General features: G+C 33.3%; 22 protein-coding genes. 10 read left to right on the forward strand and 12 right to left on the reverse strand.

The genetic code is table 11. The features are described from left to right. Positions 1-71: 71 nt before the first annotated feature. The 3 genes from IMCC3317_RS16060 to IMCC3317_RS16070 all read right to left on the reverse strand — a co-directional run bounded on the left by IMCC3317_RS16060 (position 72) and on the right by IMCC3317_RS16070 (position 2925). On the reverse strand, positions 72-284 hold the full coding sequence (locus IMCC3317_RS16060; RefSeq protein ID WP_160130509.1) for a hypervirulence associated TUDOR domain-containing protein: 213 nt from the start codon (positions 282-284) through the stop codon (positions 72-74). Positions 285-758: 474 nt separating this feature from the next. Next, a complete protein-coding gene (locus IMCC3317_RS16065; RefSeq protein ID WP_160131941.1) occupies positions 759-2306 on the reverse strand; it encodes an Rne/Rng family ribonuclease in 1548 nt (515 codons plus the stop codon). A gap of 328 nt (positions 2307-2634) precedes the next feature. Next, positions 2635-2925 carry an HU family DNA-binding protein gene (locus IMCC3317_RS16070; RefSeq protein WP_160130510.1) on the reverse strand — a complete coding sequence of 97 codons (291 nt, stop codon included), beginning with the start codon at positions 2923-2925 and terminating at the stop codon, positions 2635-2637. 131 nt (positions 2926-3056) lie between these two features. Between IMCC3317_RS16070 and mutY the strand changes: the two genes are divergently transcribed. The 4 genes from mutY to gldD are packed head-to-tail and all read left to right on the forward strand — an operon-like array spanning position 3057 to position 6552. Then, entirely contained in the window at positions 3057-4094 is a 1038-nt protein-coding gene (gene mutY / locus IMCC3317_RS16075; protein ID WP_160130511.1) for an A/G-specific adenine glycosylase, read from the forward strand. A 42-nt stretch (positions 4095-4136) separates the two neighbouring features. Then, positions 4137-4658, forward strand: coding sequence for a single-stranded DNA-binding protein (locus IMCC3317_RS16080; RefSeq protein WP_160130512.1), 522 nt, complete (start codon positions 4137-4139; stop codon positions 4656-4658). A 26-nt stretch (positions 4659-4684) separates the two neighbouring features. Next, positions 4685-5986, forward strand: coding sequence for a gliding motility-associated protein GldE (locus tag IMCC3317_RS16085; protein ID WP_160130513.1), 1302 nt, complete (start codon positions 4685-4687; stop codon positions 5984-5986). Then, the gene (gene gldD / locus IMCC3317_RS16090; protein WP_160130514.1) at positions 5986-6552 is read left to right on the forward strand and encodes a gliding motility lipoprotein GldD; all 567 of its coding nucleotides are present in this window, start codon (positions 5986-5988) and stop codon (positions 6550-6552) included. The genes IMCC3317_RS16085 and gldD overlap by 1 nt, the downstream gene beginning before the upstream one ends. Before the next feature lie 74 nt (positions 6553-6626). Here gldD and IMCC3317_RS16095 read toward each other — a convergent pair whose 3' ends face one another. Beyond that, complete coding sequence (locus IMCC3317_RS16095; RefSeq protein WP_160130515.1) at positions 6627-6887, reverse strand: class I lanthipeptide; 261 nt, start codon at positions 6885-6887, stop codon at positions 6627-6629. Between the two features lie 203 nt (positions 6888-7090). Between IMCC3317_RS16095 and IMCC3317_RS16100 the strand changes: the two genes are divergently transcribed. The 4 genes from IMCC3317_RS16100 (at position 7091) to IMCC3317_RS16115 (ending at position 10938) form a co-directional block, all read left to right on the forward strand. Then, positions 7091-8434: a serine hydrolase domain-containing protein gene (locus tag IMCC3317_RS16100; protein WP_160130516.1), complete on the forward strand. Its 1344-nt coding sequence runs from the start codon at positions 7091-7093 to the stop codon at positions 8432-8434. A gap of 527 nt (positions 8435-8961) precedes the next feature. Then, positions 8962-9498, forward strand: a complete 537-nt coding sequence (locus tag IMCC3317_RS16105; protein WP_160130517.1) for a DUF2589 domain-containing protein — start codon at positions 8962-8964, stop codon at positions 9496-9498. A 69-nt stretch (positions 9499-9567) separates the two neighbouring features. Continuing rightward, positions 9568-10344 carry a hypothetical protein gene (locus tag IMCC3317_RS16110; RefSeq protein ID WP_160130518.1) on the forward strand — a complete coding sequence of 259 codons (777 nt, stop codon included), beginning with the start codon at positions 9568-9570 and terminating at the stop codon, positions 10342-10344. A gap of 57 nt (positions 10345-10401) precedes the next feature. Next, positions 10402-10938, forward strand: a complete 537-nt coding sequence (locus tag IMCC3317_RS16115; RefSeq protein WP_160130519.1) for a hypothetical protein — start codon at positions 10402-10404, stop codon at positions 10936-10938. 151 nt (positions 10939-11089) lie between these two features. On the opposite strand, the gene sufD is transcribed toward IMCC3317_RS16115, so the two are convergent. The 7 genes from sufD to IMCC3317_RS16150 all read right to left on the reverse strand — a co-directional run bounded on the left by sufD (position 11090) and on the right by IMCC3317_RS16150 (position 17200). Continuing rightward, complete coding sequence (gene sufD / locus IMCC3317_RS16120) at positions 11090-12409, reverse strand: Fe-S cluster assembly protein SufD (RefSeq protein ID WP_160130520.1); 1320 nt, start codon at positions 12407-12409, stop codon at positions 11090-11092. Between the two features lie 24 nt (positions 12410-12433). Then, complete coding sequence (sufC, locus tag IMCC3317_RS16125) at positions 12434-13186, reverse strand: Fe-S cluster assembly ATPase SufC (protein WP_160130521.1); 753 nt, start codon at positions 13184-13186, stop codon at positions 12434-12436. Between the two features lie 28 nt (positions 13187-13214). Then, positions 13215-13646 carry a hypothetical protein gene (locus IMCC3317_RS16130; protein WP_160130522.1) on the reverse strand — a complete coding sequence of 144 codons (432 nt, stop codon included), beginning with the start codon at positions 13644-13646 and terminating at the stop codon, positions 13215-13217. Between the two features lie 24 nt (positions 13647-13670). After that, positions 13671-15119, reverse strand: a complete 1449-nt coding sequence (gene sufB / locus IMCC3317_RS16135) for a Fe-S cluster assembly protein SufB (RefSeq protein ID WP_160130523.1) — start codon at positions 15117-15119, stop codon at positions 13671-13673. Between the two features lie 35 nt (positions 15120-15154). Further along, complete coding sequence (locus tag IMCC3317_RS16140) at positions 15155-15556, reverse strand: four helix bundle protein (RefSeq protein ID WP_160130524.1); 402 nt, start codon at positions 15554-15556, stop codon at positions 15155-15157. Positions 15557-15594: 38 nt separating this feature from the next. After that, entirely contained in the window at positions 15595-15924 is a 330-nt protein-coding gene (locus tag IMCC3317_RS16145; RefSeq protein ID WP_160130525.1) for a HesB/IscA family protein, read from the reverse strand. A gap of 301 nt (positions 15925-16225) precedes the next feature. After that, positions 16226-17200 (reverse strand): hypothetical protein, encoded by a 975-nt coding sequence (locus IMCC3317_RS16150; protein WP_160130526.1) that lies wholly within the window; start codon positions 17198-17200, stop codon positions 16226-16228. A 437-nt stretch (positions 17201-17637) separates the two neighbouring features. On the opposite strand from IMCC3317_RS16150, the gene IMCC3317_RS16155 reads away from it, so the two are divergent. Next, on the forward strand, positions 17638-18657 hold the full coding sequence (locus IMCC3317_RS16155; protein WP_160130527.1) for a LamG-like jellyroll fold domain-containing protein: 1020 nt from the start codon (positions 17638-17640) through the stop codon (positions 18655-18657). Between the two features lie 93 nt (positions 18658-18750). Here IMCC3317_RS16155 and IMCC3317_RS16160 read toward each other — a convergent pair whose 3' ends face one another. Then, positions 18751-19821 (reverse strand): cytochrome-c peroxidase, encoded by a 1071-nt coding sequence (locus tag IMCC3317_RS16160; protein WP_160131942.1) that lies wholly within the window; start codon positions 19819-19821, stop codon positions 18751-18753. Between the two features lie 164 nt (positions 19822-19985). Here IMCC3317_RS16160 and IMCC3317_RS16165 point away from each other — a divergent pair, with 164 nt between their 5' ends. Next, the gene (locus IMCC3317_RS16165) at positions 19986-20192 is read left to right on the forward strand and encodes a hypothetical protein (protein WP_160130528.1); all 207 of its coding nucleotides are present in this window, start codon (positions 19986-19988) and stop codon (positions 20190-20192) included. The last annotated feature ends 60 nt before the right edge of the window (positions 20193-20252 follow it).

Genomic DNA, 20252 nt, shown 5'->3' on the forward strand with positions numbered 1-20252 from the left:
CTTATGAATATTTAGAAATTAATGAGAGATTTTCTTTATGATTTTGAAAGCGAACTAATTTTTCTGAATGTTTAATCATTGCGTTCCACTTCGCTTTCTAGCTTTAAAACACTCGTTCCATCTTCTTGTTTTATGTGAAGTGCTTTGTCGTCATCTGAGCCGTTTCGGGTAACTTCCGAACCTTTAATTGTTTTCGTAATCGATTTTGTATAGGTTTCTTCAACGTTACCTTCTGCGTGTCCGTTTCCCCATTTCCATTTGACTGCTGTTCCTTTTCGTATCATTTTTTATTTTTTTCTTAAAGATAAAACAAAAAGTAATTTTTTGAAAATGAATTGCAAGTATTGAAGTGAATGTGTTGCTTTTTTTTGGATTGAATTTAGGATTGAAATTGAAAGTGAAGTTGAAGTTGAAGTTGAAACTGAGGAAAGTTTGACTTGTGCCGAAAAACAACCTAAAAAAATTCGTGCATTCGTGGAAAAAAACCATGAGTTTCAAATCAGTTTTTTAGTGAAGCCTTTTTTGAGTCATTCCTAACTTATCTCGTAATCTCAAATTTATAATATTCATTCACCACTTACTGTTTTATGGGAAGCTGAATCAAGTTCAGCTTGACGAATGACGAACGTTATTACACGAATTGTAAATCTTCATATTAGTGTAATCTTATAACTTGCGTTAAGATTAAAAAATATGAGTATGGTTTAATACCAAACAACCACAAACAAAAAAAGCGACCATTTCTGGTCGCTTTTCTATTAATTGTAAACATTATCGTCTTTATCTTTAAAACGATACTGTAGATACGTGTAAGCATCTCTTGGTAATATTTTTACCCATTTCTTATGGTCTAAAAACCACTTGAAACGGATGGATGGAAATCCTTTTGTGAGATACGCCGCAATAAACGGATGCGTGTTTAACGTAACTCCATTGAAGCCATCTTTCTTGGCTAATATTCTTTCTAGATCAGTTATAATATTATCAACAATAAGAATCGGAGCTTCTACTTCGCTTCCGTCACCATTAGGGTTTACTTCTCTCGTTTTAATATTTACTTCTGGTCGTACTCTTTGTCTCGTAATTTGTACCAAACCAAATTTACTTGGAGGTAATATTTTATGTTTCGCTCTGTCGTCTTTCATTTCTGTCTTCAAATGCTCAAACAAAGTTCTTCGGTGATCTGCATTGGTCATATCTATAAAATCGATGACGATAATTCCTCCCATATCGCGCAACCGGAGTTGCCTTGCAATTTCTTTTGCGGCAATCATATTGACTTCTAATGCGGTGTCCTCTTGTGTTCGGGCTTTATTAGAACGGTTTCCGCTGTTAACATCAACAACGTGTAACGCTTCGGTATGTTCTATTACTAAATACGCGCCTTTACTCATGGAAACTGTTTTTCCAAAAGAGGTTTTAATTTGTCGTTCTATTCCATGTTTTTCAAACAATGGAACTTTTGACTGGTACAATTTGACGATAGACTCTTTTTTAGGTGCAATATTGTGCACATATTCTTTAATTTCGTAATAAAGATCTTCATCGTCTATATGAATTCCTGTGAATGATTCGTTAAATATGTCTCTCAAAATAGAAGACGCTTTATTCATTTCACTTAATACTTTCGACGGATGTTCTGCTTTATACAACTTTTTACACATTGTTGACCATTTTGTCAACAAATTTTGTAAGTCTTGGTCCAATTCAGCTACTTTTTTGCCTTCAGCTACTGTACGTACAATAACGCCAAAACCTTTCGGTTTGATACTAAGTACCAAACGTTTTAACCGGTCTTTTTCTTCCTTGCTTTCTATCTTTTGAGATATAGATACACGCTCCGAAAAGGGAACAAGTACAATATATCGTCCTGCAATAGAAAGTTCAGAACTAATTCTAGGACCTTTGGTCGAAATTGGCTCCTTTACAATTTGAACAAGTAATGATTGATTGGCTTTAATTGCATCCATGATGCTACCATTCTTATCAATATTTGGTTCAAACGGAAAGTTTTTTAATGTATAATCTTTTAATTTACCTGTGCTTACACGTTTTATAAATTTCAATAAGGAAGGAAGTTGCGGTCCCAAATCATGATAATGTAAAAAGGCATCTTTTTCGTAGCCAACATTTACAAAAGCTGCATTTAGTCCAGAAACGGGTTTTCTTATTTTGGCAAGAAATACGTCTCCAACAGCAAAATCGTTACTATCTTCTTCCTTATGTAACTCTATAAGTTTTCCATCCTTTAGCAAGGCAAAATCAACTTCAGAGGAATTGGATCTAATGATTAATTCTTTATTCACTCTGATTTCATTTTTATCCATACATAAATAAATGTACAGATGGATTAAACAATTTTCAACAGGTATTGTTTCTACCCAATAAAATATACATACGTGTAAGTTACCACAAGACAGTAGTGCTTACTTTGGTATGCAATTTTTTTTCAAAGAACGTTTTGTTTTATGTTTATAATAAAACAAAGAAGTAGTTTACTTAAAACTACTTCTTCTTGTGGCGATTAGCTCTTCTTCTCTTTTTACGCTTGTGCGTAGCCACCTTGTGTCTTTTTCTTTTCTTACCACTTGGCATAATGCTCTATGTTTTTAAAATTAATAATTATTCTTTCAATTACTTTACTTCAACGTTGCTCTTTACTCCTTCAACAAAAACTTTTGCTGGCTTAAATGCTGGAATATTGTGAGCAGGAATTTTAATTGTAGTGTTCTTAGAAATGTTTCTACCTGTTTTCTCAGCTCTTGTTTTGATGATAAAACTACCAAAACCTCTAAGATAAACATTGTCTCCACTCTCTAAAGAATTCTTCACTTCTTCCATAAAAGTTTCTACAGTTGCCTGTACTTCACCTTTTTCCATTCCTAATTTCTCTGAAATTTTTGCTACGATGTCCGCTTTCGTCATTTTAATATATTTTATTTATTTTTTATAAAAATTAAGGGTTGCAAATATATAATTAATTAGATAATATATATATTCTAATTGATTAAAATTTAACCATATAAAGATATATTTTTGCGTATTATTTTTATTTGATGAACTTTTCCAAAGAAATTACACATTGGTATTTCCAAAATAAGCGCGATTTGCCGTGGCGAAAAACCAAAGATCCATACCGTATTTGGCTCTCCGAAATCATGCTGCAACAAACGCGTGTAGCACAGGGACTTCCTTATTATCAGAAGTTTACAGAAGAATTTCCAACCGTGTACGATCTGGCGAAAGCCGAAGAATCACACGTATTAAAACTTTGGCAAGGACTCGGTTATTATTCGCGTGCACGCAATTTACATTTCACCGCAAAAGATATTGTAAATAACTATAATGGAGAGTTTCCAAACACGTATAAAGCACTTTTGAAGCTAAAAGGTGTCGGAGATTACACAGCAAGTGCCATTGCATCGATCTGTTTTGACGAAATTGAACCCGTAGTTGACGGAAATGTGTACCGAGTTTTGGCGCGTTATTTTGATATTGATATACCTATTAATAGTACGGAAGGAATAAAAACGTTCAAAAAACTAGCTTTTGAAGTCATAGATCCTAAAGATCCTGCGAATTTTAATCAGGCAATTATGGAGTTTGGCGCAGTGCAATGCAAACCACAAAGTCCAAATTGTACAATATGTCCGTTAGCTTCAAGTTGTTTAGGATTAAAAAATAAGCGTGTCGGAATATTGCCAGTCAAGCTGAAAAAAACAAAGGTCAAAAACCGTTGGTTCAACTATCTTGTTGTGGTTTCAACCCAAGAACAAACGCTTCTGGAAGAACGTAAAGGAAAAGGAATTTGGCAAGGATTGTACCAATTTCCATTGCTTGAAACAACAAAGGAAGTTGAAAACATTGAGAAGTATCAAGCTGAAATAGAAGAAATTATCAATATAAAAGACTTTTCTATTACACAATTCAACAAAAAAATAAAAGTACACAAACTATCACATCAACACTTACATACCACATTTTGGATTGTAGAAACAGCGAATAGTCTAAAAAACGGAATATCTTTGCAGGAAATTAGAAAATATCCAGTACCAATTCTGATTGGAAACTTCATTGAAGAGTTCAATTTTTGATGGTTTTTTAGTACATTTGACTATACACAGAAATTTAAGAACATGAGCGGAACACTAAATAAAGTAATGTTAATAGGACACTTAGGTGATGAAGTAAAAATGCATTACTTTGAAGGTGGCGGTTGTATTGGGCGTTTTCCCATAGCAACAAACGATTCATACACAAATAAGCAAACAGGCGAACGCGTTGTAAATACAGATTGGCACAATGTTGTTGTCCGTAACAAAGCGGCTGAAGTCTGTGAAAAATACCTTAGTAAAGGCGATAAAGTATATGTAGAAGGACGTTTGAAAAACAGACAATGGCAAGGTGAAGATGGAAATACTCGATATTCTACGGAAGTGCAAGTAACCGATTTCACATTTTTGTCTACCAAGAAAGAAGCACAATCAAATGCAGCAGCGGCAAATAAACCAGCGGCTACTACAAATACGAATACAGATACAACAACAAATCATCAAGCTGCTGGACAACCAGCGCAACCTGTACAGCAACCGCAACAGCCGCAACAAACTGCGCCAGAAGCGTCGCAAGTTGAAGAAGAAGATGATCTACCATTTTAATCGAAATATAACTAACCATTTAAACTTTGGATCCAGAACCCAGTATACTACTATTTACAACAGCCTTTACAGGACTGATTATATTTAAAATTGTTTTTTTTGGTATCTTATTATTTTGCTCTGCGCTCATTTCTGGAGCCGAAGTAGCACTATTTTCCTTATCGCAAACTGATGTAAACGAAGCGACAGCATCTGATTCTGCTCGCATGCGATTAGTCGCTAAATTACTTCGAAAACCTAAAAAACTATTAGGAACTATCTTAGTTGCAAATAACTTTATCAACATTAGCACCGTGCTATTATTTGCTTCGGTGAGCGATGTTTTCTTTTCAGGAATTACGACAATTTGGATTCGATTGGTCATAGAAATTGGTGTAGTTACCTTCTTAATTTTACTCTTTGGAGAAATTTTACCAAAAGTATACGCAAGTAGAAACAAGCACAAATTTTCCGCAATGATGGCGTATCCATTGATTGTTTTAGACAAACTCTTTACGCCAATTAGTGTTCCGATGAGTTATATATCTGGATTAATTCAGAAACGACTCGGAAAGCAACGTTCCCATCTTTCGGTAGATCAATTATCACAAGCATTAGAATTGACCTCTGAGCACGAAACTACCAAAGAAGAACAGAAAATTTTACAAGGAATTGTCTCGTTTGGAAATACAGATACCAAACAAGTAATGCAACCACGAATGGACGTATTTGCATTGCGAGAAGATATGAAATACAATGTAGTAATTCAAGAAATTGTCAAAAAAGGATATTCGCGAATTCCAGTATACAAAGATAGTTTGGACGATATTTCAGGAATTTTATATGTAAAAGATTTAATTCCGCACATTGATACTGCTGATTATGGATGGACAACGATACTTCGGAAACCTTATTTCGTTCCTGAAAACAAAAAACTAGACGACTTATTACGCGAATTTCAAGACAAAAAAATTCACTTAGCCATTGTAGTTGATGAATATGGCGGAACATCTGGTTTAGTATCGTTAGAAGATGTAATTGAAGAAATTGTAGGCGATATTAGTGACGAATTTGATGATGAAGATTTAATTTACTCTAAAATTGATGATAAAAATTATGTCTTTGAAGGAAAAACGAATCTAAAAGATTTTTACAAAGTAATCGGATTGGTTGATACTTCCGAATTTGAATCACACAAAGGAGAATCTGAAACCATTGCAGGATTTGTATTAGAAATATTTAGAGGTTTTCCAAAAGTAAAAGATAAAATAAACTTCGGTGATTATACGTTTGCTGTGGAAGTAATAGACAATAAACGTTTAAAACAAGTAAAAGTAACACTCAAATAATGAAGATAATCAAATATATAAGTATCACATTCGTTCTTAGTATGCTATTGATTTCTTGTGATGGAGAAGTGTTGCCCAAACCAAAAGGATTTCTAAGTTTAGAATATCCAACGGCAAACTATACCAAAGTACAATCAGATTGTCCGTTTACATTTGACAAAAACGAAATTGCGTTGATTGTTCCAAAGAAGAAAAAATGTTGGATAAATTTAGAATATCCTGCGCTTAACGGAACCTTGCATTTATCATACATTCCGATTAATGGAAATTTAGATAAATTACTAGAAGATGTGCAAAAACTTACCTACGAGCATGCTGTAAAAGCAGACGCTATAGATCCAACTATCTATGACAACAAAGAACAAAATGTCTACGGAATAGTCTATGAAGTAGAAGGAAATGCAGCTTCGCAAGCACAATTTTATGTCACTGACAGTACAAAACATTTCCTAACAGGTTCATTATACTTTAACGCGAAACCAAATTACGATTCCATTTATCCAGCGGTTGTATATATCAAAAAAGACATTCGTACGTTGATTGAATCTTTACAGTGGAAAGAGTAAGTTATTAGCAGCAAATAGCTAAAAAAAGAAGCCGTCATTACAACAGCTTCTTCACTAATTTAGTTAGGTTGTTTTTAGCATATAAATCCTGAAGGACAGCCAGCAAACGAACAATCTATAGTTCTAATGCAACCACTATCTAAAGTCTTTACACAATCAATGCGTAATGTCGGACAAGCACCAAATGTTGGACAGTTAAATCTTGTTGGACAGTTGAGCGCAGTTGGACAAAAAACGGTAACAAGTGTTCCACCGCTAACTTGATTTCCTTCTAAATTTGACACAACTTTTTTGTTCAATGTCAATTTCTTTAAACTTTTTTTCTTTTTTTTCATGGTTGTTAAATTTTTAAATGGTTTATATTTATTTTACCGTTACGTAACAGTTTTACAAAGTTCTCTTTAATTAATCGATTGATAGACAGCTTTATGGATACTTTTTTAAAGTGTTTTTCCTAATTTTGAATAAGGAAAAACACTATTGAAACGTATAAACTAAATTTCATTTTAATATATTTGAAGTTCGAAAATCATTTGTCATGAAAAAAGCCTTAAAAATTTCACTCGTTATCATTGCGATTCTTGCAATTGTTGTTGCGTTTAATTATTCGCGACTAAACATTATCTCAGGATATTCTGCTAAAAATATGAGTTCGTCAGTCTTTGTTGCTGGAAGAACTGCCGAATTTACCGATAAGACAGATAATAATTTTGGACCTGTAAATATTGCAGTAGATGTTGTGAACGAAGCTACAAAATCAGCTTCGGCATCTGTATACGGTTTCATGGAACGAACTGCTGTGTACAGAAAAGGCTTAGGAAGTGTTCTCATTGATGATGAGTATGATGTTTCTAAAGAGACACCAATACCATATCGTACAAATATTGCGCGGATGTCGTCATATCCATACGGAAATATGGAGCAAAAAGATACTACATTTTCAAATGTTGATTACGATAAAATAAATAACGCTGTTAATTACGCTTTCGCGAAAGAAAACGGAGAAGATCTCAAAAAAACACGCGCTGTTTTAATAATCTACAAAGATCAAATACTGGCAGAACAATATGCAGATGGATTTAATAAAGACTCTAGAATCTTAGGTTGGTCCATGACTAAAAGTTTGATAAGTACAATGTATGGAGTCTTACAATATCAAGGAAAACTCAATGTTTGGGACAAAGCACCAATAGAAGCCTGGAAAAGCGATGAACGTAACGCAATCACAATTCACAATCTATTACAAATGAATAGTGGTTTAGAATGGGAAGAAGATTATGGTAAAATATCTGACGTAACCAAAATGTTATTCTTAGAAAAAGACATGACCAAATCGCAAGTTGAAAAACCGTTGGTTGGAAAACCCAACGAAACTTGGTATTACTCTTCAGGAACTTCCAACTTGCTATCAGGAATCTTGCGCAAGCAATTCAAAAATCATCAAGAATACTTAGACTTTCCGTATGTAAACTTTATTGACAAAATAGGAATGCATTCTATGTTGATTGAAGCTGATATGGAAGGAAACTATGTAGGTTCATCATATTCTTGGGCAAACACGCGCGATTGGGCAAAATTCGGATTGCTATACTTACACAGAGGAAACTGGAATGGCACCCAAATATTTGATGATTCTTGGGTAGATTATATTACCAAGCCAACACCAACTTCAGACGCACGTTACGGAGCACACTTTTGGCTAAACGCTGGCGGATTTCACCCAGATGTACCAAAAGACATGTATTCGGCAAACGGTTATCAAGGACAACGTGTATATATCATTCCATCAAAAGACTTAGTTGTAGTTCGTTTTGGATTAGCCGGAAGTGACGGCATAGATTTCAATAAATTCCTAAGTGAAATTTCTTCAGCAATTGAATAATTAACGTGAGTTCAATCTAACTTTGTATATATATAATCCATTGTGCATTTTGAATTCAAAAGTATAATGAAGCGTCAGTTCGAGTGATTTTGAGGCACGAAAAATCGTATCGAGAACCTGTTTCGTGTAAAAAATTCTATTCTCCTATACAAATTTCGTTTAATTTCAAACATATGTTTTAATATGTAAAACATTTTCAGCTATTTAATGCTTCTTTGTATACATAAGTATGCTATTAATTTGAACAACTTCTTGTATAATACAGAATATTTTTAAATTTCTCAATTCCCATCTCATTAAATTACAACATATTACAATTTAATTATAACATTTTACATTATATTTATGTAATATGTTTGTATAATTTAAACATATGTTTTACATTTGCAATGTTATTCTTTCGAAAAGAATATAATTTTAAGCTTAAAATGACGTAGAAAACAGTTCGCTACTATTTTTTACAAACCAAGGAGAAAGCCGAAAATCCTTTAAAAAAGAGTAGGTTCAAAATTTTAATTATTACAATTATGCCAGTAAATCCAAATGAAATAGCTAACATCAACTTTAGTGCGATGTTAGGGAAGCCATTAACAGCAGTTATTGACGCGCAAGCCGCAGCAGCTTTATCAACAGTAGATTTTATCAACGCAGTTGGTCTTGATGATACAGGAAATGTCAAAAATGTTACATTCAAGTACATGAAAGATGTTGAAGGACTAGCAACAGAAGTAACATTGACAACACCTTTGTTAACCATTATTCCAATTCCGTATTTACGAGTTGCAGACACTACAATTGATTTTAATGCAAAAATCTCTAGTGTTACACAAGTAGAAACGACAACTGATCACAAATTAGCATTAAGTGTTGATTTGAAATTACGTTGGGGATTTGGAAGATTAAACTTCAACGGTAGTTATTCTTACCAAAAGAAATCTCGTTACTCTGATGAGTCTACACGTACGTACAGTATGAATATTAGAATTCACGCAGTGCAAGACGAAATGCCAGCAGGTATGAGTAGAGTTTTAGATATTCTTGAAGAAGCTATCACACAAGCTTAAATCTTAGTTCACTAAACAAATTAGGGAAGCCTCTTCGGAGGTTTCCTTAACCTAAAAACAAACAAAATCATGATTTTATTAAAAGACTATATAGGGAAGATTTACAAGGAAATAACAAATGCCAAAGTACAATCTGATATTGAAACGTTAGTTATAGCGAATGAATATGCCAACAATCCTATGTTAAAGCATTTTTCAGTTCCAAATATTCGTATTAAAAATATGGAACTTACTATTCCTGTTGCTGTTGATGCCACACAATCAACTTCACGTCCGTACACAGAGAGAGAAGTGAAAACAGCATTCATCGTCGCATTTAATGCCAGTTTTTTGTCTTTTTACCCTGACAAACAAGACACTTTGGATTCATTGGCAATAGATGTTGCACAAGCAGCAAGTGGAAAATCAACCGCAGCTGCATCCGAACTAAAAACAGCAAATACGCCTAGTGAAGAAGCTGCACCAACTGCTGATAGTCCAGACAGTACAAAAACTGCGGATGGTTCAACACAAACGACTGCAAGTTCAGAATCAACTCAAAAATATGAGACGGCTGTAAATAAAGTAGCCTATGGCTTTGCAGAAGTAAGTTACCGATTTGTTGATACATCAATTCCTCAGGATGCTTTCTATGCAGTAATGATTCCGGAAGTTGAAAGTAGATTGGCACAACGACCTTTAGAAATTCAAGAACTTCCAGTAATTATTGAAACACAAAAATTAAAGTTGATTAACGATCCAGCAAGCATGATTAACATCAAAGTAAGTATTACAGATGATGCGATGGAATGGACAACCGATATTGATGAAAACGGCGAAACTAGACAAGTTTTAAACTACGAATAAACCCACGTTGCTTATTATACTATCTAATATATAGTAAGAACAATAAAATACAAACAGATGAAAACAAGTATTATAGAAAAAAACACCTTCTTTGAAACGTCACTTTTTAAAGTTGGATTGATTTCTGAATTGCTTCGTTCCAAATCTTTCCGCTTCTTTGCGGAGATTGAACGTTGGCTTTTAGAAAATCAAGAAGTATTAAAACAGTTTGGGTTTGTAGAATCGAGTCGGATGAGCATTTTACAAAATCAAATGTTTGTGTCAAAAAACAAAGATGTTCCGCAAAAAAGAAAACATCAATTTATAATTGGAGCCAATTGCTTGGAAGTTGCTCATGATGTATTGGCACATTTACATGAACCTATCAAAACTAAAGTTGCACAAGGTAGAGAAACCATTCAGCAAATCTTAATAATGATAAAAGATCATCCAGAATATCAACAACAAAATGACGAGAGCTTTAATCAATTTATCAAAAATATGTGGCAGCAATTGCGACAAGATCCGCAATTTGCTTCCATTGCAATACAATTACAAATAGTACTTCCTGAGGTAGATATTCACAGAATTCTTGCGGAAGAGATTGAATTGTAATCTTTTAAAAGTCAAGAATAGATACAATTGTCAAATTGAGCACAGTCGAAATGCTTTGATAATCGAGATTTAATGTTTCTCGACTGCGCTCGAAATGACAATAAGTAAGCCTTTTTAGAAAGCCTCTTTTATTAATTGATCTTTCCTTTTTTTACAAATCGAATCCTAAATTAACACCTAATTTCTGAGCGATTAATTTATTGATTCGAGTTTTAATGGCGTTTATCTTCACGCTTTCTAAAACGTTATTAGCAAAAGCATACGTAAGTAATGCTTTTGCTTCCTTCTTAGGAATTCCGCGCGTTTGCATATAAAATAAAGCATCTTTATCCAACTGACCAATAGTACAACCATGTGAACATTTTACATCATCTGCAAAAATTTCAAGTTGAGGTTTGGTGTTAATCGTAGCTTTATCGTCTACTAAAATATTATTATTTGCCTGGAATGCGTTTGTCTTCTGTGCTTCCTTTTCTACTACGACTTTTCCGTTGAAAACTCCCGTAGAACGATCTGCAAAAATACCTTTATAATCTTGGTGACTTTCACAATTTGGTTCAATATGATGCACCAATGTATTATGATCTACATGTTGTTTATCACCAATAATCGTAATTCCTTTTAAAGTAGAATCTATATGTTCTCCTTTTTGGAAGAATTGCAGATTGTTGCGAATCAGTTTTCCACCAAAAGAAAATGTATGTACAGAAGCACGACTGCTTTGCTTTTGAGAAACATACGTATTATCAATCAGAGAAGCTTCTTGGTTATCATTCTGAATCTTGTAATAATCAACAATAGCGCGCTTATTTGCGAAAATTTCGGTTACCGAATTTGTCAATACTACATTTGATGTCAAACTTTGATGACGCTCAATAATTTGTACGTGTGAATTCTCGTCAACGACAATTAAATTACGTGGTTGTAACATTAAAGTTGCTTCATTTCCAGTAGAAAAGTGAACAATTTGAATTGGCTTTGTAACTACTTTATTCTTAGGAATATGAATGTATGCGCCTTCCGAAGCAAATGCGGTATTTAATGCCGTTAAACTGTGATCAGATTTTGCAGCTTTGTTGTAATATGAATCAACAATAATTTTATACTTCGGCTTGTTCAATGCAGAACTCATCAGGCAAACATCAATTCCGTCATGTGTAGTTTCAGAAAGGAAAGAACTATATTTTCCGTCAATAAATACAATTTTATACGTATCAATATCGTCAATGAAATATTTCTTTACTTCCTTAAATTCTACGGCGGTTTCTTGTTTTGGAGAAATACAATAATCATGCTTCAACAAAGCATTTAGTGATGTATATTTCCAATCTTCTTCTTTTTTAGTGGGAAATCCTTTTTCTTGAAACGATTGAATCGCATCGTTACGAATATCATTCAAGTGTTTTGATTCATCGTGCAAACGATCTTCAAAAACCATAAAGGATGACAATAATTTATCTTTTAACTCCATGTGTGTCGTTTTAAAAATCGATCCTTAAATAGTCGCTTCTTGTTTAATCCAGTCGTATCCTTTTTCTTCCAATTCTAACGCCAATTCTTTCGTTCCCGACTTTACAATTTTTCCGTCATGTATAACGTGTACAAAATCTGGAATAATATGATCTAACAAACGTTGGTAATGCGTAATTACAATCACAGCGTTGTCTTTGCTGCGTAATTTATTCACGCCATTGGCAACAATTCGCAACGCGTCAATATCCAAACCAGAATCCGTTTCGTCAAGGATGGCTAATTTTGGTTCTAACATTGCCATTTGGAAAATTTCGTTCCTTTTCTTTTCTCCACCAGAAAAACCTTGGTTTAGCGAACGTGACAAAAACTTTCTATCAATTTCTAATAATTCCGCTTTCTCGCGAATTTTCTTCAACATTTCGCTAGCTGGCATATCTGCTTCGCCTTTTGCTTTGCGTGTTTCGTTGATTGCTGTTTTAACAAAATTTGTCACAGAAACTCCAGGGATCTCTACAGGATATTGAAACGATAAAAATACGCCTTCGTGTGCGCGCTCTTCGGCAGAAAGGTCTTCAATATTTTTACCATTCAAGAAAATTTCTCCATCTGTAACTTCATATTCATCTTTTCCTGCAATAACAGCAGACAACGTACTTTTTCCTGATCCGTTTGGTCCCATGATCGCATGTACTTCTCCTGCGTTAACTTCAAGGTTGATTCCTTTCAGAATTCCTTTTCCTTCAATACCTGCGTGTAGATTTTTTATGTGTAACATTCTAACTATGTGTTATATTTTAATCGAATTATTGATTGTTTTTGATGATAATAGTACCATCTTGATTTTCGTTTGGCTTTTGTACAGAAACAATTTGTTTAATTTCTATAACTTCTTCCCAAGCATCTTTTATAGGATTTGGTTTCCGTACGCCTCTAATAACGACAGGAATCATATTGTGGTCTTCGTTCTTAAATTGTTTGCATTGTTCGTTTAATGCCAACATTTGATCGTCCACAACAACACCATACATTTTACTTCCAGCAGTTTGAAATACAGCAGCTTTTTCACTTTCTAAGTATAAAAACATTCCTGAAAATGTTTCAAATTCATTTCCAACAGTTACTGATTCTGTGTATCCTAATTTTTCTTCTCCTGTCTCTGTCTCGTTTGACTTAGCGTCGTTTTTACAGCTTACTATTAGTAAACATATTGCGAATACGAAATAGATTTTTTTCATGTTTAATTGTATTTGTGTGATTGATTATCCTACCGAACCTTCTAATGAAATTTCTAATAATTTTTGTGCTTCTACGGCAAATTCCATTGGCAACTTGTTCAACACATCTTTACTGAAACCGTTTACAATTAAGGCAATTGCTTTTTCGGTATTAATTCCACGTTGGTTGCAATAGAAAATTTGATCTTCTCCAATTTTACTTGTCGTTGCTTCATGTTCTATTTGTGCAGATTTGTTTTTTACTTCAATATATGGAAATGTGTGTGCGCCACATTTGTTTCCCATCAATAGAGAATCACATTGAGAAAAGTTACGCGCATTATCTGCTTTTGAAGCAACTTGTACTAAACCTCTATAACTGTTTTGTGATTTTCCAGCAGAAATACCTTTGGAAATAATTGTACTTCTGGTATTTTTTCCAAGATGAATCATCTTAGTTCCTGTATCCGCTTGTTGATAATTGTTTGTGACAGCAATTGAGTAAAATTCCCCAACCGAATTGTCACCTTTCAAAATACAACTTGGATATTTCCATGTTACTGCCGAACCTGTTTCTACTTGTGTCCAAGAGATTTTCGCATTCTTTTCACACAATCCTCTTTTGGTTACAAAATTAAAAACACCACCTTTTCCTTCAGCGTTTCCTGGATACCAGTTTTGAACTGTAGAATATTTAATTTCTGCATCATCCATTGCAATGAGTTCTACAACAGCCGCATGCAATTGGTTTTCATCTCGCGATGGCGCTGTACAACCTTCTAAATAACTTACATAACTTCCTTCATCAGCAATTAAAAGCGTACGCTCAAATTGACCTGTCCCAGCTTGATTGATTCGGAAATACGTTGATAATTCCATCGGACAACGAACGCCTTTTGGAATGTAACAGAATGAACCATCTGTGAAAACCGCCGAATTTAATGCCGCATAGAAGTTATCTTTGGTAGGAACAATAGTTCCCATATATTTTTTGACTAATTCAGGATGTTCTTGAATTGCTTCAGAGATAGGGCAGAAAATAATTCCTTTTTCTGCTAATGTCTTTTTGAATGTTGTTGCCACAGAAACTGAATCGACTACAATATCAATAGCGACACCTTGCATTTTTTTCTGCTCATCAATAGAGATTCCTAATTTTCTGTACATTTCCAATAACTCAGGATCTACATCGTCCATTGTTTTATTTGGATCTGCTTTTTTAGGAGCTGAATAATACGAGATTGCTTGAAAATCGGGTTTTGTGTAGTTTACATTTGCCCAAGCTGGTTCTTCCATTTCTGACCAAACTTTAAACGCTTCTAAACGCCAATCAGTCATCCATTTTGGTTCATTTTTCTTTTTAGAAATTGCTTTCACAATATCTTCATTAAGTCCAATGGGAAATGTATCACTTTCAATATCTGTATAAAACCCGTACTCGTATTCTTTCGTTTCGAGCTCTTTCTGTAATTCTTCTTCGGTATACTTACTCATTCTTTCTTTTTTGTTCAAAGTTTAAAGTTCAATATTTAAGGTTGCTTACTCTTGTATTTGCTACCTTTCATTTCACTTTTTGACAAATAATTTATAAATGCGCTTATTTTTTTACTTAATACAAGTGTTGCTGTTTGTAATGTTTCAAAAGTTTCACTTGTAATATATTTTCTATCTACAACTCTATACAATTGCGATCTTGTTTCGCCACAAGAAGCTTTTGCAATTGATAAGAATTGTATAAATTCTCTATTTCCATTTCGTTCAAATCCTTCGGCAATGTTGTCCATAACGGAACCTGAAGAAGAATTAATTTGATTGTAAAGCTTGTAGTCGGTTTTTAAATCACTTTGTTTTGCAATTTCAAAGATGTTTTGACAAAGTATTCGAGATAGTTTCCAAATTTCTAAATCTTCAAACTGTTTTATAGTTGCCATTTAACCTTGAACTTTAAACATAGAACTTTGAACAAACATTACAAAGAAAACGATTCTCCGCAACCACAAGTTCGTTGTGCATTTGGGTTATTGAATACAAAACCTTTTCCGTTCAATCCACCAGAAAATTCTAGTGTGGTTCCTACGAGATATAAAAAGCTTTTTTTATCTACAATAATTTTGACGCCATTGTCTTCAAAAATTTTATCTTCTACTGCGTGACTTTTATCAAATGTAAGATCGTACGAGAGTCCGGAACATCCGCCACTTTTTACGCCTACACGAACATAATCGTTGATTGCGTCAAAACCGTCATCTGTCATGAGTTCGACTACTTTTTTACGGGCTGTTTCTGAAACTGTTATCATTTTTTATTCTATTTATTTCAATATGCAAAGATATGCTATTTGCCGCTTTTATTGAAGAAACCTAACATTTATATAACATATAACATGATAGAATTTGTTGATAAGAGAATTTTGATTGATTTTTTGGTGAGATTGTGTGGAATTTAAAAACATAGAATGCTTTCTCAACTAATTTAGAATTGTGCTTTAAGTGAAATTTTTTGATTTTTTTTGATGATAATTGAGCCACCTATTCTGAAAATAAAAAAGCAAATTAGAAAGAATAACGAAACTTTAAGTTTGAAAAACATTCGTTAAGAAATTATTTTAAGTGATACATTTTAAATTTCCCATCACTTATTAAGAATACGCCTTTCATCTCAAATCCTTTATAACCAAAGTAATCTAAACTTTCGTATGTGAACATTTGTAATATAGTTGAGTTGTTGTTATTGTCCGTAAACCAATTAGAAAAGCTATAAGGTTTCTTAAAACGATACACTGATGTCAACGTGTTGTTTTTTAGTTCTCCAATATGTGTAGTTTTTGAATCGTTGTAAATAACCATCAATTTATCGTACATTCTAAAGCTTTTGTATAGTTCGAATTCAGATTTAAAAAATGATTCCACGCCTTGATTTTCTTTTTCAAGATAACTTCTATCAAATGTGAGTTTAGATTGATAAAGTTTTGTTGGGTCTTTAATAATTAAAATTTCATGTTTATTAGTTAATAAATATCCTTGTTCTACTTTTAAGAAATTGAAATTACAAGAAGAAGCAAATTCATATACTTTGTTGTCTTTTTTATCCTTAAAATAGATTGAAGCGCCCCATTCTCCATTGCAATTAGGATAAATAATGAAGTCAGCATCTTCATAAATATTAATATCTTTTTTTGGTATTTTATTAAAATCAGCCACGAATTTTTCAAGCAGAAAAGTTTGTTTTTCAAATGCATGTTCTTGCACCATGTATAAGCGTTTGTCATTTACTCTTAAGTCGCAATAAAACATGGAAACTGCTTCTTTTGACAAAAATACATTTTCAATAAATTTACCATTGCTATCATAAATTTTCATTGATTTGAATGTTCCAGTTGTATTTTTTCTATCGGTACTAAACAGTAGGTATAAATTATCTTTAAAAAAAGCTACTTCTCTCAACCAGCCATGATTTGATATGTGAAGTGTATCAGTTTCAATAGTGATTTCTTGACCAAAACATGCAGTTAGTGAAGTTATAACAATAATGAAAATTAGTTGATTGATTTTCTTTTGAATTTTTTTTAATTGCATTGAGTTTAGTTTCTTAAAATTACAAGAATATTTTTTACGACCAAATTCTAAACACTATTTCATTTCCCAAAACCCGCGCAAAGGATAGCAGTGAAAATCTCAGAGCGGAGCGAAGAATTGCAACAAATAACACTTCGACTTTACTCAGTAAACACCTGATGCCAAATTTTCTTGGCGATGCGCCCAAATTAAAAATTATAAGAATTTATATCCACTGACAAAGCCAGTATTCGCACGTGTTTTGAGGAAATAATTGATGCGGAAATTACTACTCAGTATTTTTACCTAGTTTAGTAAAATAGGTAGTTTCTACATAGAAAATATTATAATAGTATCATACATTTGTCACGTAATCAAAAAAGCATATTTGATTGTAAAAAACGAAACAATAAAAATCCCCTTACTAGAAATAGTAAACATTAAAAAACTTTAAAAGCATGAAACAAATTTACATTTTAGTAGCCTTATTTTTTATCAGTGCAATAAACGTACATGCACAAGCTATAGATCCAGCATTGTGTTATGATGGAGTAGATGATTTTTTTAATATTCCAAACAGCGGAAATGGAGTACTCGGTACAAACTCAGATAATAACAGTTTTACGATTGAATTTTGGACGAGAGATGACAATGGAGTAGGAAAACATTATTTTTCAAAACATAGTAATTCAACAATAAGAAAAGGATACTTTATTGAGCGTACAGCTACAGGTACTGTAGTGGCTGGAATAGCAAATAATTTGAATAGTTGGTCTACTGTTACTGGCACAACAGTAATAAATGATGCTAATTGGCATCATATAGCATTTACATATAATGCAAGTAATTCTCAAATTAAATTATATATTGATGCTACTTTAGAAGCTACCTTAACGGGAGGATTTACACCTGTATTCGATGATTCCGTAAGTGCTAGAGTAGGCGGTTCGGAATATTATAATTCCTATTTTTCAGGTGCTTTTGATGAAGTAAGAGTCTGGAATTCGGTAAGAACAATCGCTGAAATTGCAGCCAATAAAAACCAAGCGGTTGCAACGGCTCCTAGTGATTTGATTTTAAATTATAGATTTGCTGATGGAACAACTCCTGAAGCAGATAATAGCTGGACTTCTATCATATTAGATTATTCAAATAGTGGTTCGCATACAAACATCTTTAACTTTGCCAGAATGGGAACTTGTTCTAACTGGGCTAATAGTGTTGATAATGGAACTTTGTCAGTTGCTACTTTTACTGCTGGAAATGAATTTAGTTTGTACCCAAACCCAGCAACTAATGTTTTAAAAGTTAACGGATTGACTTCAATAGAAAATTATACAATTTATAACACAATTGGAGCTGTCATAAACAGTGGAAGTATCGGTAATAATGAAGAAATAAATGTTAGTTCCTTAACGAATGGTTTATACTTTTTGAAATTTGAAAATAGCAACGCTATTAAGTTTATTAAAAAGTAATCAGATAAGAAATAGTTGATCACAAGAAATTTAAAAATAGTAATTAAGTAGAAATGTACGTTTCATCTTAATTACTATTTTTTTTGGTCTAATTTAAAACTCCGAAAACCGCTCATCAAAAACAAAATCAGCGTCCGTTAGTGTTTTGAGGAAATCAATAATGCGTGCTTTTTCTTCATTGGTCATAGGAATTCCGAGTGTTCCATCCGCTTGACGGAAAATATCATCTAAGTTTTCAGTATCCGAAATTCCGCTTCGGTAATGTTCCAAAACTTGTTCTAAATTTTGAAAACGTCCGTCGTGCATATATGGAAAGGTAACTTCAATATTTCGCAAATTTGGCACTTTGAATTTGTAATTATCTTCCGAAAGTCCTGTAACACGTGCGCGTCCAATATCGTTGAATTCTGAATCGATTGCCAAACCGTTATTGCGATATGATTGATCTGTAAATAAATCAGTTGCATGACAAGAAGCACATTTTTGACCGAACAATTCCATTCCTTGCGCTTCGTTTGCCGTTAAGGTTACGTTTCCTTCATTACGACGGAATTTATCGTATTTACTATTGGAAGAAACCATCATAATCATAAATTGGGACAATGCTTTTAAGATATTTTCTGAGTTAATTTCACCATTTTCAAATGCTTCACGAAACAATCGTGGATACTCTGGATGTGATTGTAATTTTGCGATTACGTTTGTAAATGTCTCGTTCATTTCCAATTCATTCGTAATCGGAATAATTGGTTGCAAGTCTAAATGCATTGCTGCGCCGTCCCAAGTAAATTCGTTCTGAAACGCCAAATTGTGCAACGGTTGCGCGTTTCTGCTTCCCAAAGCGCCATCAACTCCGTGACTTATAATATGTGTGTGATGTGTAAAAGCAAACTCTTGAATGTGGCAAAATCCGCAAGCAACCACATTATCAGAAGCCATTCTACCTTCGTAAAATAAACGTCTTCCGAGTTCAAAACCTGTTTCGGTTGGTGCATTTCCTTCCACATCATAAATTAATGGCGGAAAGTTGGAAGGAATTGTAAATTCAAGACGCACATTGCTAAACTCGCCAGCTTCTTCCACAGGAATTTCTTCGTACGGTTCGTTTTTGCAGGAAGCGAGTAAAAACACAAATAAGATATATGCGTAATAATTAAATTTCATAGCAATTGCTAAGGTATCAAATGTGAGATGATGATACAAGAAACTTAACATTTTAGCTGATTTTGAGAAAAATAGAATGTTTTTTATGAAAAATCATACAATTTGTAGGACTTAGCATGCTTTTGTTTGAAGTAGTTTTGAAATGAATCAAAAACTTATAAATCATGAAAAAACAAAATTTAAAAACAGGACTCAACTTAAAGAAACAATTAGTTTCTAATTTAACAACAGACGAGGTTTCTGGTGGTGTTGCAAGAAGTACTATAGCTTTTTTAACTTGTCGAACTTGTAATAGATCGTGTGTTGGCGTTTGTGGGACTTTTGAAACATTAACACGATGCAATGTAGGTTGTGTTTCTATGATGTGCTAAACATTTGGTTTTGCAAAATAAAGCTCACAGTTTACAACGTATAATTTTTTAGGTTTATAA

The organism is Kordia antarctica, from assembly GCF_009901525.1.
Taxonomy (GTDB): domain Bacteria; phylum Bacteroidota; class Bacteroidia; order Flavobacteriales; family Flavobacteriaceae; genus Kordia; species Kordia antarctica.

Coding starts and splice junctions, on each gene's coding strand:
- sufC (WP_160130521.1), bottom strand. CDS start 13,186: ATGTTACACATAAAAAATCTACACGCAGGTATTGAAGGAAAAGGAATT.
- IMCC3317_RS16130 (WP_160130522.1), bottom strand. CDS start 13,646: ATGAAAAAAATCTATTTCGTATTCGCAATATGTTTACTAATAGTAAGC.
- IMCC3317_RS16150 (WP_160130526.1), bottom strand. CDS start 17,200: ATGCAATTAAAAAAAATTCAAAAGAAAATCAATCAACTAATTTTCATT.
- IMCC3317_RS16140 (WP_160130524.1), bottom strand. CDS start 15,556: ATGGCAACTATAAAACAGTTTGAAGATTTAGAAATTTGGAAACTATCT.
- IMCC3317_RS16155 (WP_160130527.1), top strand. CDS start 17,638: ATGAAACAAATTTACATTTTAGTAGCCTTATTTTTTATCAGTGCAATA.
- IMCC3317_RS16105 (WP_160130517.1), top strand. CDS start 8,962: ATGCCAGTAAATCCAAATGAAATAGCTAACATCAACTTTAGTGCGATG.
- IMCC3317_RS16060 (WP_160130509.1), bottom strand. CDS start 284: ATGATACGAAAAGGAACAGCAGTCAAATGGAAATGGGGAAACGGACAC.
- IMCC3317_RS16070 (WP_160130510.1), bottom strand. CDS start 2,925: ATGACGAAAGCGGACATCGTAGCAAAAATTTCAGAGAAATTAGGAATG.
- mutY (WP_160130511.1), top strand. CDS start 3,057: ATGAACTTTTCCAAAGAAATTACACATTGGTATTTCCAAAATAAGCGC.
- IMCC3317_RS16110 (WP_160130518.1), top strand. CDS start 9,568: ATGATTTTATTAAAAGACTATATAGGGAAGATTTACAAGGAAATAACA.
- IMCC3317_RS16095 (WP_160130515.1), bottom strand. CDS start 6,887: ATGAAAAAAAAGAAAAAAAGTTTAAAGAAATTGACATTGAACAAAAAA.
- sufD (WP_160130520.1), bottom strand. CDS start 12,409: ATGGAGTTAAAAGATAAATTATTGTCATCCTTTATGGTTTTTGAAGAT.
- gldD (WP_160130514.1), top strand. CDS start 5,986: ATGAAGATAATCAAATATATAAGTATCACATTCGTTCTTAGTATGCTA.
- IMCC3317_RS16165 (WP_160130528.1), top strand. CDS start 19,986: ATGAAAAAACAAAATTTAAAAACAGGACTCAACTTAAAGAAACAATTA.
- IMCC3317_RS16080 (WP_160130512.1), top strand. CDS start 4,137: ATGAGCGGAACACTAAATAAAGTAATGTTAATAGGACACTTAGGTGAT.
- IMCC3317_RS16115 (WP_160130519.1), top strand. CDS start 10,402: ATGAAAACAAGTATTATAGAAAAAAACACCTTCTTTGAAACGTCACTT.
- sufB (WP_160130523.1), bottom strand. CDS start 15,119: ATGAGTAAGTATACCGAAGAAGAATTACAGAAAGAGCTCGAAACGAAA.
- IMCC3317_RS16100 (WP_160130516.1), top strand. CDS start 7,091: ATGAAAAAAGCCTTAAAAATTTCACTCGTTATCATTGCGATTCTTGCA.
- IMCC3317_RS16160 (WP_160131942.1), bottom strand. CDS start 19,821: ATGAAATTTAATTATTACGCATATATCTTATTTGTGTTTTTACTCGCT.
- IMCC3317_RS16145 (WP_160130525.1), bottom strand. CDS start 15,924: ATGATAACAGTTTCAGAAACAGCCCGTAAAAAAGTAGTCGAACTCATG.